Genomic DNA, 13098 nt, shown 5'->3' with positions numbered 1-13098 from the left:
CCGCGGCCTCGCGCTCAACCCGGAGATCATCATCTGCGACGAGCCGGTCTCCGCACTGGACGTGTCCGTCCAGGCGCAGGTCATCAACCTGATGGAGCGACTGCAGGACGAGTTCAACCTCTCCTACATCTTCATCGCGCACGACCTGTCGATCGTCCGGCACATCTCGGACCGTGTGGGCGTGATGTACCTCGGCAAGATCGCCGAGATCGGCTCGGACGAGCAGATCTACGACCACCCGACGCACCCCTACACCCAGGCGCTGCTGTCGGCGGTTCCCGTGCCGGACCCGGAAGCCCGCGAGCAACGCGAGCGGATCATCCTGACCGGTGACGTGCCGTCCCCGGCCAACCCGCCGTCCGGCTGCAGCTTTCGCACCCGCTGCTGGAAGGCCACGGACAGGTGTGCCTCGGAGACTCCGCTCCTGGCGATCCCCCAGCGTTTCAAGGGCACGGACTCGCCCGCGGCTCATGAGTCGGCGTGCCACTTCGCCGAGGAGAAGGACGTGGTCCACGCGGCCTGACCCTCAGTCGACTCTGGTTCCCGGCACCTCGCGTGAGGTGCCGGGAACCGGTGTTTCACGGGCCCGTACGACATCCGCGGGGGCCTGTGAGAGTCGGTGGCTGGAGGGTGTTCACGTGGCCACGCTCGCCCGCGCCCAGTGGCATGCCACCTGCGCTTGCGCCCCACCGTCCAGCACCTCCAGATCCCGGGTGCGGCATGCGTCCGCGACGCCCGCCGTGTCCGCCTCTCCACTCGTCAGAACCTGGCAGCGGGCGTGGAAGCGGCAGCCCGTGGGGATGCGGGCCGGGTCCGGGGGCTCGCCGGTCAGGACCACGGGGGTTCCCGGTGCCTCCGGGAGCACCGACAGCAATGCCTGGGTGTAAGGGTGACGGGGGGCTGTGAGTACCTGCTCCACATCGCCCGTCTCCACGATCCGGCCCAGGTACATGACCGCGACCCGGTCGGCGATGTTCCAGGCGAGACCGAGGTCGTGGGTCACGACCAGCGCGGACAGGCCCAGTTCGGCGCGCAGTCGCAGCAGCAGGGCGAGGATCTCGCCGCGTACCGAGGCGTCGAGCGAGGCCACCGGCTCGTCGGCGACGAGGAGTTCGGGCTCGAGGACCATCGCGCCCGCGATGACGACCCGCTGACGCTGGCCGCCGGAGAGCTCGTGTGGATATCGCAGAAAGAACCGCTCGGGCGGCCGGAGTCCGGCCCGGTTCAGCGCCTCGGTGACTGCAGCCCGCTCGTCACCGCCGTGGCCGTGGATGCGCAGCCCCTCGGCCACCGCGTCGTAGACCGTGTGCCGCGGGTTCAGCGACCCACTCGGGTCCTGAAGCACCAGCTGGACCCGCTTCCGGTACGCCTTGAGAGCACGGGAGGAGTAGTCGAGCGGTGCTCCGTCGAAGGTGACGTGTCCCGCGGTGGGTGGGACCAGGCCGAGCAGAGCGCGGGCCAGCGTCGTCTTGCCGCACCCCGACTCCCCGACCAGAGCCACGATCTCGCCGGGCCGGATGTCCAGGTCCACGCCGTCCACCGCCCGGGCGGGCGGCGCCCCGTGTCGGCCAGGGAAGGTGATGTGCAGGCCTTCGACACTGATCAGTGGCGCGGTCGTCATGAGGTGCTGCTCCTCACGTCTGCTTCCTCTTCGGTCGCCGCGGCGCCCGGCGCCACGTGCACGCAGGCCGCCTGCCGCTCCGCCCCCGCCTCCCGCAGGGACTGGTCCTGAGTGGCGCAGACGTCCAGCGCGACCGGACAACGGGGGTGGAAGGCGCACCCGGACGACAGCGCCGCCGGGTCCGGCGGATCGCCCGGCAGCCCTCGGGGCGCGAACCGCGACGCCGGATCGCCGATCCGCGGGAACGCCTCCGACAGCGCCCTGCCGTAGGGGTGGCGCGCGTCGTCGTAGACCTGCCGCGCCGGCCCCTCCTCGACCACCCGGCCCGCGTACATCACCGCCAGCCGGTCACAGGTGTCGGCGAGTACCGCCAGATCGTGGCTGATCATGATGAGACCCAGATCCTGATCGCTGACCAGACGCTCGATCAGGCGGAGGATCTGCGCCTGGATCATCACGTCCAGCGCGGTGGTCGGCTCGTCCGCGACGATCAGACGTGGGTCGCAGGCAAGGGCCATTGCGATCATCACGCGCTGCCGCTGACCGCCGGACAGCTCGTGCGGGTAGGCGTTCGCACGCGCCGCGGGCAGGCCCACATGCTCCAGCAGCTCGCCGGTCTTCTTCTTCGCGCTCGCCGCGGTCGCCTTGCGGTGCAGCAGAATGGGCTCGGCGATCTGATCGCCGACGCGGTGGACGGCGTTCAGGGAGTGCATCGCGCCCTGGAACACGATGGAGGCGCCGGCCCAGCGCACCGCGCGCACCCGGCCCCACTTCATCGTCAGTACGTCCTCGCCGTCGAGCAGGATCTCGCCGCCGATCCGTGTCCCGGGCGGAAGCAGCCGTAGCAGCGCCAGCGCCAGAGTGGACTTGCCGCAGCCCGATTCGCCTGCGACACCGAGCTTCTCGCCCGCGGCGAGGGAGAGGTCGACGCCCCGTACCGCGGCCGCTCCACCCGGGTAGGTCACCTTGAGGTTCCTGACATCGAGCAGACTCAACGGGACACCCCCAGCCTGGGGTTGAGGACCGACTCGATCGCGCGCCCGCACAGTGTGAACGCCAGTGCGACGATCGCGATGGCGATACCCGGCGGCACGAGGTACCACCAGTCGCCCGAACTGACCGCCCCCGCCTCCCTCGCATCCTGCAGCAGCGCCCCCCAGGAGACGACCGTGGGGTCACCGAGCCCGAGGAACGCGAGCGTCGCCTCGGCGAGGATCGCAGATGAGATGATCAGAGTCGTCTGGGCGAGCACCAGCGGCATGACGTTGGGCACCACATGACGCGACATGATGTGCCAGTGGCCGCCGCCCAGCGCCTTCGCGCGTTCGATGTACGGCCGTGACTCCACTGCCAGTGTCTGCGCCCGCACCAGCCGCGCGGTCGTCGGCCACGTCGTGACCCCGATCGCCAGGATGATGGTGCTCAGCGAGCGGGACATCACGGTGGCGAGCGCGATGGCCAGCACCAACGTCGGCATCACCAGGAACCAGTCCGTGATCCGCATGATCACGGTGGCGTACCAGCCGCGGAAGTGCCCGGCGGTGATGCCGATGAGCGCGCCGATGGCCACCGACAGCACGGCCGCGAGCAGTCCGACGAGCAGCGAGACGCGCGAGCCCCAGACGACCAGGCCGAGCAGGTTGCGCCCGAACTGGTCCGTGCCCAGGGGGAATTGGATGCTCGGACTCTCCAGCGGCGTTCCGGGCGCATCCGTCACGCTCTGCACGCCGGAGCCGACCGTCAGCGGCGCGGTCAGTGCGACCAGCGCGAACAGCACAAGGGCGGCGAGCCCGAAGAGGCCCGCGCGGTGGGTGCGGTATTGCCGCCAGAAGCGGGCGGCGGCGGCGCGGCGGCGCTGCCGGGCGAGGGTACGGGGAACGGAGGTCGTAGTGGTTTCGGCGGTCATCGGCCCACCCTGGGGTCGAGCAGCGGATAGAGCAGGTCGGCGAGGGTGTTCATCACGATCACGGCCGACGCGAAGACGAAGAAAAGGCCCTGCACGAGCGGCAGGTCGGGCACGCTCAGCGCCTGGTAGAACAGTCCGCCGAGACCCGGCCAGGAAAAAACGGTCTCCACCAGGATGACGCCGGCGACGGTTCGGCCCAGATTGACGAAGACCAGCGTCACGGTCGGCAGCAGCGCGTTCGGGACGGCGTGCCGGCGTCGTACGAGATCGTCCCTGAGGCCCTTGGCGCGCGCGGTCGTCAGATAGTCGCTGCCCATTTCGTCGAGCAGCGCCGACCGTGTGACGAGCAGCGTCTGCCCGTACTCCACCGCCACCAGGGTGACGACCGGCAGCACGAGGTGGTGGGCCACGTCCAGAACGTAGGCGAAGCCCTCCTGGCCGCCCGATTCCATGCCGCCGGTCGGGAACAGTCCCGGAACAGGGCCCACTCCGACCGACAGCACGATGATCAGCAGCAGTCCCAGCCAGAACGACGGGATCGAGTAGAGGGTCAGCGCCAGACCGGTGTTGAGGCGATCGCCCAGCCTGCCGTGCCGCCACGCCGAGCGGGTGCCGAGGTACACGCCGAGAGCCGTGTACAGGACGAAGGCCGTGCCGGTGAGCAGCAGGGTGTTCGGCATGGCCTCGGTGATCTTGTCGAGGACGGGCGCCCGGAACTGGTACGAGGTTCCGAGGTCGCCGGTCAGCGCCTTGCCGCAGTAGTCGGTGAACTGCCGCCACAGCGGCAGGTCGAGCCCGAACTCCCGTCGGTAGGCGGCGATCTGCTGGGCCGAGACGGGGCGGCCTCCGGTCATGAACTTCACCGGATCGCCAGGGATCAGCCGGAAGAGGAAGAAGCTGGTGACCAGGACGGCGAGCAGGGAGACGGCGGCGCCCGCCAGCTTGCCCGCCACATATCGCAGATACGCGGTGGTGGTACGTGCGCGTGGCCCGCGGCCCGCCGCAGGCCCGGTCTCTCCCGGGCTTGCGGCGGGCCCCTCGACCAGCGCGGGTGTCGCTTCAGCGGTCATGAGCACTCACTCGGTCGGTGGGCGGCCGGACTATTCGCGGTCTTCGGCGGTGGTCCGGCGGCGCATCGCGAAGAGCACCGCGAGACCGGCAAGGACGACGACGCCCGCGACTGTTCCGATGATGACGCCCATGGAGACGGAGTTGCCCGAGGAGTTCCCGGAGTTCGCCGGAACGGCTGACCACCAGCTCCAGTATCCGTCCTGGCCGTAGATGTTGCCCGCCGCAGACGGCATGGTGGTGATCGACTTGATCTGATCCGTGCGGTAGGCCTCGACCGCGTTCGGGTAGGCCATGACGTTCATGTACCCCAGGTCGTACAGCCGCGACTCGATCTGCTTCACGAGGTCCGCCCGTTTGACCGGGTCGTACTCCGCGAGCTGCTGGGCATAGAGCTCGTCGTACTTCTTGTCGCAGATGAAGTTGTCTGTGGCGCCGGTGTCCTTGGGGGTCGCCGGGAGCGCGGCGCAGGTGTGAATGGAGAGGACGAAGTCGGGGTCGGGATTGACCGACCAGCCATCGAACGCGAGGTCGTAAGTGCCGGCGAGCCAGGGATCGGTGACGTTGTCCAGGCAGTTGAGCGTTACGCCGATGCCGAGCTTGCCCCACCACTCCTGCAGGTACTTGCCGACCGCCTTGTCATTGGGGTCGGTGGCATGGCACAGGACACGGTAGTTCAGCGGCTTGCCGTTCTTGCCGACACGCTTGCCGTCGGCGTTCTCCTTGTAGCCCGCCTGATCGAGGAGCTGGGCCGCCTTGGCGGGGTCGTAGGCGAGTTCCTGGCTTTCCGACGGCTGCCAGAAGTACGTTGAGAAGCGTGGCGGGATGTAGCCCTTGCCCTCGACGCCGTGGCCCTGGAACACCTTGTCGATGACGGTCTTGCGGTCGACCGCCATGAACAGCGCGTGTCGAACCCGCTGGTCGAGCAGGGACGGGTCGCCGTCACCGAACTTCTTGCCGTTCTTCGCCTGCGCGCCCGGATTGGTGGCGAGGGCGTAGAAGCGGCGCCCGGGGCCCTCGTTGACGTGAATGTTCTTGTCGCCCTTGAGGGAGGCAGCCTGGGCGGGCGTCAGGGAGGGCGAACCGGAGACGAAGGAGACCTCGCCCTTGCGCAGGGCGGCTACCGCCGCGTCCTGGTCCTTGTAGTACCGAAAGACGAGCTCGTCGAATTTGGGTGCCCCACGCCAGAAGCCCTTGTTGGGCTTCAGACGCACATAGCTGTCAGGCTTGTAGTCGGTGAGCACGAACGGCCCGTCGCCGACGATGGGAAAGCTCTTGTCGTTGTTGAACTTCGAGAAGTCCTTGACGTTCTCCCAGATGTGCTTGGGCACGATCGGCACGTCGAGTGCGGTCATTGTGGCCTGAGGCTTTTTCAGCTCGATGACCAGCTGGGTGGCGCTCGGCGCAGTGACCTTCTCGAAGTTGGTGACGAAGCTGCCGTTGGCCGTGGCGGCGTTCTCGTCGGACATCATCTTGTTGAACGTCCAGGCCGCGTCCTCGGCGGTGACCTGCTTGCCGTCCGACCACTTGGAGTTGGATCGGATGGTGTACGTCCAGGTCAGTTTGTCCGGCGACGACTCCCACTTGGTGGCCAGACCAGGGATGACGTGGGAATCCTTGGGATCGTAGTTGGTCAGGTACTCGTACATCAGCCGATGGATGCTCGTACTGACCAGACGACTTGCGAGGAACGGGCTGAGTGAGTCGACACTCTGGGCGACCGCCACGGTCAGGACCGTCTTCTCCTTTGCCACTGCCTGCTGAGGGGCGGGGGCGAGGGATGTCGCGAAAGCGGCCGAGAGTGTCAGGGCGGCGGCCAGGAGCCGAGGTGTACGGGATGGCCTGTCCGGGCGCCGGCGCCCACTGCCGTGTGCGTTGTGCGTGCTCATGGATCGTGACCTCGTGTCATGTGGTGCACGGGTATGGCTCGTTGGAATGCCCGATCGGGTCGGATGGGGGTGGAGGCGGCTGAGTGAAGCCGTGTCTATCAGTGGCGGTCTGCGTGCGTCAACGGCGCATGAATACCGTGTGGCCTGCGGAAATGGCGCGTCGGCGCGAGAGGTAGAGTCATTGGTCCAAACCTGTGATGCGCCCCAGGTGGGAGACTGACGAAACGTTCGCGTGGGCCGGCCGGCGGATGCGCAGGGCTGGAGACGTTCGAGGTCATCACCACTGTCGACGAGTGCCAGGAGCGACTGCCGTTCGCCGGGACCTATGACGGACGGTTGCCGCAAGTCGATCCAGGCCGTGGCCGAGCGGCTGCCGGACGGCCATCGACAGGACCGGTATTCGGCCCCTGTCCCGACCCCGGACCAGGCATCGGCCGGCAGGCTGACGGAGTCCTACTGACTGTCGGCCCATGCCACGGTGATGATCTCGGGGCTGGTCGGGGTGAGCGGCCCCCGCCCCCAGTCCCCGTACTGCTCGAGGACCGCGAGCCCTGCCCCGGTCAGGAAGCGGGACAGGGTGTCCGGCCCGAGGAATCGCAGCGTGCTCCGGCTGACCCGCGGCCGCTCCCACGCGGAGCCGTCGAAGGTCGAGGTGTACGTCACCCGGTCTCCGTGCACCGGCGTTTCCACGTCGTGCCGGACGCGTACGACACCGCTGTGGCCGAACGGTGCCTCGTGAACGCGGTCCGAGGTCCACGACTCCCAAGCGCGGGCTCCCGGGTTGCGGGTCTCGAAGACGAACCGTCCGTCATGAGCGAGGGCTTCGCGTACTCCGTCAAGGCAATCCTTCAACTCCTGGTCGCCGACCAGTTCCTGAAAGGCATGTCCGGTCATCACCACGAGATCGAAGGCACCCTGCCACCGGTGTGAGCGGAGGTCGCCGAGCACCCACTCGACTTCGGTTGCCCGGCGGCGTGCCTGGACGAGCATCGCGGCGGCTGGATCGAGACCGCACAGACGTCCGTCGTGCCCACTCTCCCGGGCCCGCGCCAGCAGGGCGCCGGTTCCGCACCCGACGTCCAGCACACGCCGCGCGGACATCACAAGCCCGAGATAGAAGTCGTGACTTGGGCCCCACGGGTTGAGGGTGTCATACAGTCCGGCGAGGGCGGCATCGGAGAACGCGCGGTCGGCCATTGCGGAAGTTTCTCAGGTACGAGCCGGGTTCGGGTGGACTGTACACGATCTTTATGGAGCGCAACCGTTCTTGTGGTCGTGGTGCGAGGCAGGCGGGGCCATGTCTTCGGTTGCCGTATCCCGGCGCTCGAAAGGCGTGCCATTGTCCGGCGATCTCAGGCGGCCTGCGCAGGCGTTCCCCGAGCCACCGGCGGTTTGCCACCGATGTGCCGAGATCGATTGCGCGGTCGCACGAGATCCACTGCCGGACAGGCCGGCGGTGCCGTGACGTCGCCGCGTCAAGATCGCCCAGGTGCCGTCCGGGGTGTGCCTGCCATTCGAATGACGTCCGGTCCTTATGGGTGGCGTGAGAGAGTGATATGTCGGCTGAATGCTGATATGGACCGATGACGACAGCGCTCCGGCGCTGGAGGTACGGCGCACTCCGAGGAGGCACCCCATGCGTGGAGCCAGGCACGCGCTGTGGACGGCGTGTGCGGCCGCGGCAGCACTCTCGGCGGCCGGCTGCGGGGGCGACGGGAGCGGCGCCGGTGCCCCCGGAGTGTTCACCGCTTCCTGGGGTGATCCGCAGAACCCGCTCGAGCCCGCCAACACCAACGAGGTCCAGGGTGGCAAGGTCCTCGACATGGTCTTCCGCGGGCTGATGCGCTACAACCCGAAGACCGGAGCGGCCGTGAACATGCTCGCGGACCGGATCGAGACCTCGGACTCGCAGAACTTCACCATCACCGTCAAGGACGGCTGGACGTTCAGCAACGGGGAGCCGGTGACGGCCGCGTCCTTCGTCGACGCCTGGAACTACGGCGCCAGTCTGAAGAACAACCAGAAGAACGCGTACTTCTTCGGATACATCGAGGGGTACGGCAAGGTGCATCCGGAGACGGGCACCCAGACCGCCGACACGCTCTTGGGGCTCAAGGTGACCGGCACCCGCACCTTCACGGTCAGGCTCAACCAGAAATTCTCGACGTTCCCGGACACTCTGGGCTATGCGGCCTTCGCTCCGCTGCCCCGGGCGTTCTTCGAGGACCATGCGGCCTGGGTGAAGAAGCCGATCGGCAACGGTCCGTATCTGATCAAGTCCTACACCAGGGGCTTCATGATGTCCCTCAGGAAGTGGAACGGCTACCCGGGCCCGGACAAGGCGCAGAACAACGGGGTGGACCTGCAGGTCTACACCGACAGCAACACCGCCTACACGGATCTGCTGGCCGGAAACCTCGATCTCGTCGACGACGTGCCCGCCCCGCAGCTGAAGTTCATCAGGACCGACCTGGACGGCCGGTACATCAACGTCCCGGCCGGCATCATCCAGACCCTCGCCTTCCCGTACTACGACCCCAGGTGGGACAAGCCCGGGATGGAGAAGGTGCGCTCGGGACTGTCCATGGCGATCAACCGGGACCAGATCACGGACACGATCTTCCAGAAGACGCGCACACCCGCCACCGACTGGACCTCCCCGGTGCTCGGCGCGGAAGGCGGTTTCCAGGGGGGCCTGTGCGGCGACGCCTGCAGGTACGACCCGGGCCGGGCCAAGAAGCTGGTCCAGGAGGGCGGAGGGCTGCCCGGCGGCCAGGTCAAGATCACCTACAACGCGGACAGCGGCTCGCACAAGGAGTGGGTGGACGCCGTGTGCAACTCCATCAACAACGCCCTCGGCAACGACAAGGCCTGCGTCGGCAACCCGGTCGGCACCTTCGCCGACTTCCGCAACCAGATCGGCCGGCACAGGATGCAGGGGCCGTTCCGGGCCGGCTGGCAGATGGACTATCCGCTGATCCAGAACTTCCTGCAGCCGCTCTACTACACCAACGCCTCCTCCAACGACGGCACGTGGTCGAACAAGGACTTCGACAAGCTCGTCGACCGGGCGAACGCGGAGAGCGACCAGGCGGCTGCGGTGAAGCTGTTCCAGCAGGCCGAAGGGGTCGTGCGGGACAACATGGCCGCCATCCCGCTCTGGTACCAGAACGGCAGCGCGGGCTATTCGACGCGCCTGTCCCATGTGGCGCTCAACCCGTTCAGCGTGCCCGTCTACAACGAGATCAAGGTCGGCTGAGCCGCGCGGCTGCCCGCTACCTCCGGAGGCCCCATGGGACGGTACGTCGTCCGGCGTCTGCTGCAGATGATTCCGGTCTTCGTCGGCGCCACACTGCTGATCTTTCTGATGGTCAACGTGATGGGAGACCCCATCGCGGGCCTGTGCGGCGAGCGGCAGTGCGACCCCGCCACGGCCGCCCAGCTGCGCCGGGAGTTCGGCCTCGACAAGCCTGTGTGGCAGCAATACGCGACCTACATGGGGAACGTCTTCACCGGCGACTTCGGCACCGCCTTCAACGGGCAGCCGGTCACCGAGCTGATGGCGACGGCCTTCCCCGTCACCATCCGGCTCACCGTCGTGGCGATCCTCTTCGAGATCGTCGTCGGGATCGTGCTCGGAGTGGTCACCGGTCTGCGTCGTGGGCGGCCCGTCGACACGACGGTCCTGCTGCTGACCCTTGTCGTGATCTCGGTGCCGACCTTCGTCACCGGTCTCCTCCTCCAGCTGCTGCTGGGCGTGAAGTGGGGCTGGATCCGGCCGTCGGTCTCCCCGGCGGCCGCCTTCGGCGAGCTGATCGTGCCCGGCCTGGTGCTCGCCTCTGTCTCCCTCGCCTACGTCACCCGGCTGACCCGGACCTCCATCGCCGAGAACAAGCGCTCCGACTACGTCCGTACGGCCGTCGCCAAGGGTCTGCCGCACCACCGGGTGATCACCCGGCATCTGCTGCGCAACTCGCTCATCCCTGTCGTCACCTTCATCGGCACCGACATCGGCGCCCTCATGGGCGGCGCGATCGTCACCGAGCGGATCTTCAACATCCATGGGGTCGGCTACCAGCTCTACCAGGGGATCCTCCGGCAGAACACGCAGACGGTGGTCGGCTTCGTGACCGTCCTCGTGCTCGTCTTCCTGATCGCCAACCTGCTCGTCGACCTCCTGTACGCCGTACTCGACCCGAGGATCCGCTATGCCTGAACAGCCCCACGAGCCGGAAGGAGCCATCGCCGGGACCGGTATGGGCGGCGGGATGGACCTGGCCACGAGCGAGGCGACCACCCTCGAGAGGACACCGGGAGGACCCCGGGGCACGGGCCCGGCGGCCAAGCCTCGCAGCCTGTGGTCCGACGCCTGGCGCGATCTGCGCCGCAATCCGGTCTTCATCGTCTCCGGGCTGGTGATCCTCTTTCTCGTCGTCATCTCGATCCGGCCGTCCCTGATCACCTCCGGCAACCCGCTCCAGTGCGAACTCGCCCGGTCGCAGGAAGGGTCACAGCCCGGGCACCCGTTCGGCTTCGACGGCCAGGGGTGCGACGTCTACACCCGCACCGTGTACGGTGCCCGCGCATCGGTCACCGTCGGTGTCTGCGCCACGCTCGGCGTCGCGGTCCTCGGCTCGATCCTGGGCGGTCTCGCCGGTTTCTTCGGCGGCGCGTGGGACGCGATCCTGTCCCGGACCACCGACATCTTCTTCGCCATCCCGGTCGTCCTCGGCGGTCTGGTCCTCCTCTCCGTGGTGACCAGCAATACGGTCTGGCCGGTCATCGGGTTCATGGTGCTGCTCGGCTGGCCGCAGATCTCCCGCATCGCCCGCGGCTCGGTCATCACCGCCAAACAGAACGACTACGTCCAGGCGGCCCGGGCCCTCGGTGCCTCCAACTCCCGCATTCTGCTGCGGCACATCGCGCCCAACGCGGTCGCGCCCGTGATCGTCGTGGCGACCATCGCGCTCGGCACCTACATCGCGCTGGAGGCGACCCTGTCGTACCTCGGCGTCGGACTGAAGCCGCCCAGCGTGTCCTGGGGAATCGACATCTCGGCCGCCTCCCCCTACATCCGCAACGCCCCGCACGCGCTGCTGTGGCCCTCGGGTGCCCTCGCCGTCACCGTGCTCGCGTTCATCATGCTCGGCGACGCCGTGCGCGACGCCCTCGACCCGAAGCTGAGGTGAGCGCCGTGCTGCTCGAAGTGCGTGACCTGCACGTGGAGTTCCGGACCAGGGACGGGGTCGCCAAGGCCGTCAACGGCGTCAGCTACGCCGTGGACGCCGGCGAGACGCTGGCCGTGCTCGGCGAGTCCGGCTCCGGCAAGTCCGTCACCGCACAGGCCGTCATGGGCATTCTCGACACGCCGCCGGGCAGGATCACCAGCGGCGAAGTCCTCTTCCAGGGCCAGGACCTGCTCACTCTGAAGGAGGAGGAGCGGCGGAAGATCCGCGGCGCCCGGATGGCCATGATCTTCCAGGACGCGCTGTCCGCCCTCAACCCCGTGCTGACCGTGGGCGCGCAGCTCGGCGAGATGTTCGTCGTGCACCGGGGGATGTCGAAGAAGGACGCCCGTGCCAGAGCCGTCGAGCTGATGGACCGGGTGCGTATCCCGGCCGCCGCGCAACGTGTGCGCGACTACCCCCATCAGTTCTCCGGCGGCATGCGCCAGCGCATCATGATCGCTATGGCGCTGGCCCTGGAGCCGGCGCTGATCATCGCCGACGAGCCCACCACTGCGCTGGACGTCACCGTCCAGGCCCAGGTCATGGATCTGCTGGCGGAGTTGCAGCGTGAGTACCGCATGGGCCTCATCCTGATCACCCACGACCTCGGCGTCGTCGCGGACGTCGCCGACCGGATCGCCGTCATGTACGCGGGCCGGATCGTGGAGTCCGCGCCCGTGCACGACATCTACAAGGCGCCGGCCCACCCCTACACCAGGGGGCTGCTCGACTCCATCCCGCGGCTCGACCAGAAGGGCGGGCAGCTCTATGCGATCAAGGGTCTGCCGCCGAACCTGATGGCCATCCCGCCGGGCTGCGCCTTCAACCCCCGCTGCCCCATGGCCCGGGACGTGTGCCGCACCGATGTGCCGCCGCTCTACGAGGTCGCAGGCGACCACGGGGGTGAGCGGGTGAGCGCCTGCCACTTCTGGAGGGAGTGCCTGCATGGCCGGTCCTGAGCCGATCCTCGAGGTGAGCGGACTGCTGAAGCACTACCCGCTCACCCGGGGAATCCTGTTCAAGAAGCAGGTGGGATCCGTCAAGGCGGTCGACGGGGTCGACTTCACCCTGGGCAGGGGAGAGACCCTCGGCATCGTCGGCGAGTCCGGCTGCGGAAAGTCGACGCTCGCCAGGATGCTGGTCAACCTGGAGTCACCGACGGCCGGTTCGATCAGATTCAAGGGCGAGGACATCACCAAGCTGTCCGGTCGGGCCCTGAAGGCCGTGCGGCGCAACATCCAGATGGTCTTCCAGGACCCGTACACCTCCCTCAACCCCAGGATGACCGTCGGGGACATCATCGGGGAGCCGTACGAGATCCACCCGGAGGCCGCGCCCAAGCGGGACCGGCGCCGGCGGGTGCGGGAACTGCTCGACGTGGTGGGG

The 13098-nt window shown here is 68.0% G+C and carries 12 protein-coding genes; 6 read left to right on the top strand and 6 right to left on the bottom strand.

Going from position 1 to position 13098, the window contains the following annotated elements; genetic code table 11:
• A partial coding sequence (locus tag VXC91_RS36395) for an ABC transporter ATP-binding protein (RefSeq protein ID WP_329511631.1) occupies window positions 1-523 on the top strand: 523 nt, incomplete at its 5' end.
• Window positions 524-634: 111 nt separating this feature from the next.
• Here VXC91_RS36395 and VXC91_RS36390 read toward each other — a convergent pair.
• The 6 genes from VXC91_RS36390 to VXC91_RS36365 form a co-directional block, all read right to left on the bottom strand.
• Complete coding sequence (locus VXC91_RS36390) at window positions 635-1621, bottom strand: ABC transporter ATP-binding protein (RefSeq protein ID WP_329511630.1); 987 nt, start codon at window positions 1619-1621, stop codon at window positions 635-637.
• Window positions 1618-2616 (bottom strand): ABC transporter ATP-binding protein, encoded by a 999-nt coding sequence (locus VXC91_RS36385; protein WP_329511629.1) that lies wholly within the window; start codon window positions 2614-2616, stop codon window positions 1618-1620. The genes VXC91_RS36390 and VXC91_RS36385 overlap by 4 nt, the downstream gene beginning before the upstream one ends.
• Window positions 2613-3527, bottom strand: a complete 915-nt coding sequence (locus VXC91_RS36380; protein ID WP_329511628.1) for an ABC transporter permease — start codon at window positions 3525-3527, stop codon at window positions 2613-2615. The genes VXC91_RS36385 and VXC91_RS36380 overlap by 4 nt, the downstream gene beginning before the upstream one ends.
• Window positions 3524-4597 carry an ABC transporter permease gene (locus VXC91_RS36375; RefSeq protein WP_329511627.1) on the bottom strand — a complete coding sequence of 358 codons (1074 nt, stop codon included), beginning with the start codon at window positions 4595-4597 and terminating at the stop codon, window positions 3524-3526. Before VXC91_RS36375 ends, VXC91_RS36380 begins: the two co-directional genes overlap by 4 nt.
• A gap of 30 nt (window positions 4598-4627) precedes the next feature.
• On the bottom strand, window positions 4628-6484 hold the full coding sequence (locus tag VXC91_RS36370) for an ABC transporter substrate-binding protein (protein ID WP_329511626.1): 1857 nt from the start codon (window positions 6482-6484) through the stop codon (window positions 4628-4630).
• 453 nt (window positions 6485-6937) lie between these two features.
• On the bottom strand, window positions 6938-7681 hold the full coding sequence (locus VXC91_RS36365) for a class I SAM-dependent methyltransferase (RefSeq protein WP_329511625.1): 744 nt from the start codon (window positions 7679-7681) through the stop codon (window positions 6938-6940).
• Window positions 7682-8120: 439 nt separating this feature from the next.
• Here VXC91_RS36365 and VXC91_RS36360 point away from each other — a divergent pair, with 439 nt between their 5' ends.
• From VXC91_RS36360 to VXC91_RS36340, 5 genes are all read left to right on the top strand, one after another.
• Window positions 8121-9743 carry a peptide ABC transporter substrate-binding protein gene (locus VXC91_RS36360; protein WP_329511624.1) on the top strand — a complete coding sequence of 541 codons (1623 nt, stop codon included), beginning with the start codon at window positions 8121-8123 and terminating at the stop codon, window positions 9741-9743.
• Between the two features lie 33 nt (window positions 9744-9776).
• Window positions 9777-10700: an ABC transporter permease gene (locus VXC91_RS36355; RefSeq protein WP_329511623.1), complete on the top strand. Its 924-nt coding sequence runs from the start codon at window positions 9777-9779 to the stop codon at window positions 10698-10700.
• Window positions 10693-11673, top strand: coding sequence for an ABC transporter permease (locus tag VXC91_RS36350; RefSeq protein ID WP_329511622.1), 981 nt, complete (start codon window positions 10693-10695; stop codon window positions 11671-11673). The genes VXC91_RS36355 and VXC91_RS36350 overlap by 8 nt, the downstream gene beginning before the upstream one ends.
• Window positions 11674-11678: 5 nt before the next feature.
• Window positions 11679-12671, top strand: coding sequence for an ABC transporter ATP-binding protein (locus VXC91_RS36345; protein WP_329511621.1), 993 nt, complete (start codon window positions 11679-11681; stop codon window positions 12669-12671).
• A partial coding sequence (locus tag VXC91_RS36340) for an ATP-binding cassette domain-containing protein (RefSeq protein ID WP_329511620.1) occupies window positions 12658-13098 on the top strand: 441 nt, incomplete at its 3' end. The genes VXC91_RS36345 and VXC91_RS36340, both read left to right, overlap by 14 nt.

The sequence above is a fragment of the Streptomyces chiangmaiensis genome (assembly GCF_036281785.1).
GTDB lineage: Bacteria > Actinomycetota > Actinomycetes > Streptomycetales > Streptomycetaceae > Streptomyces > Streptomyces chiangmaiensis.
The sequence above is the reverse complement of the archived record's forward strand: the minus strand, read 5'-3'. Positions and strand labels throughout refer to the sequence as shown.

Excerpts from the sequence above, each read along its gene's own strand:
- VXC91_RS36390 (WP_329511630.1), bottom strand. The coding sequence starts at position 1,621 with ATGACGACCGCGCCACTGATCAGTGTCGAAGGCCTGCACATCACCTTC.
- VXC91_RS36380 (WP_329511628.1), bottom strand. The coding sequence starts at position 3,527 with ATGACCGCCGAAACCACTACGACCTCCGTTCCCCGTACCCTCGCCCGG.
- VXC91_RS36375 (WP_329511627.1), bottom strand. The coding sequence starts at position 4,597 with ATGACCGCTGAAGCGACACCCGCGCTGGTCGAGGGGCCCGCCGCAAGC.
- VXC91_RS36370 (WP_329511626.1), bottom strand. The coding sequence starts at position 6,484 with ATGAGCACGCACAACGCACACGGCAGTGGGCGCCGGCGCCCGGACAGG.
- VXC91_RS36365 (WP_329511625.1), bottom strand. The coding sequence starts at position 7,681 with ATGGCCGACCGCGCGTTCTCCGATGCCGCCCTCGCCGGACTGTATGAC.
- VXC91_RS36360 (WP_329511624.1), top strand. The coding sequence starts at position 8,121 with ATGCGTGGAGCCAGGCACGCGCTGTGGACGGCGTGTGCGGCCGCGGCA.
- VXC91_RS36355 (WP_329511623.1), top strand. The coding sequence starts at position 9,777 with ATGGGACGGTACGTCGTCCGGCGTCTGCTGCAGATGATTCCGGTCTTC.
- VXC91_RS36350 (WP_329511622.1), top strand. The coding sequence starts at position 10,693 with ATGCCTGAACAGCCCCACGAGCCGGAAGGAGCCATCGCCGGGACCGGT.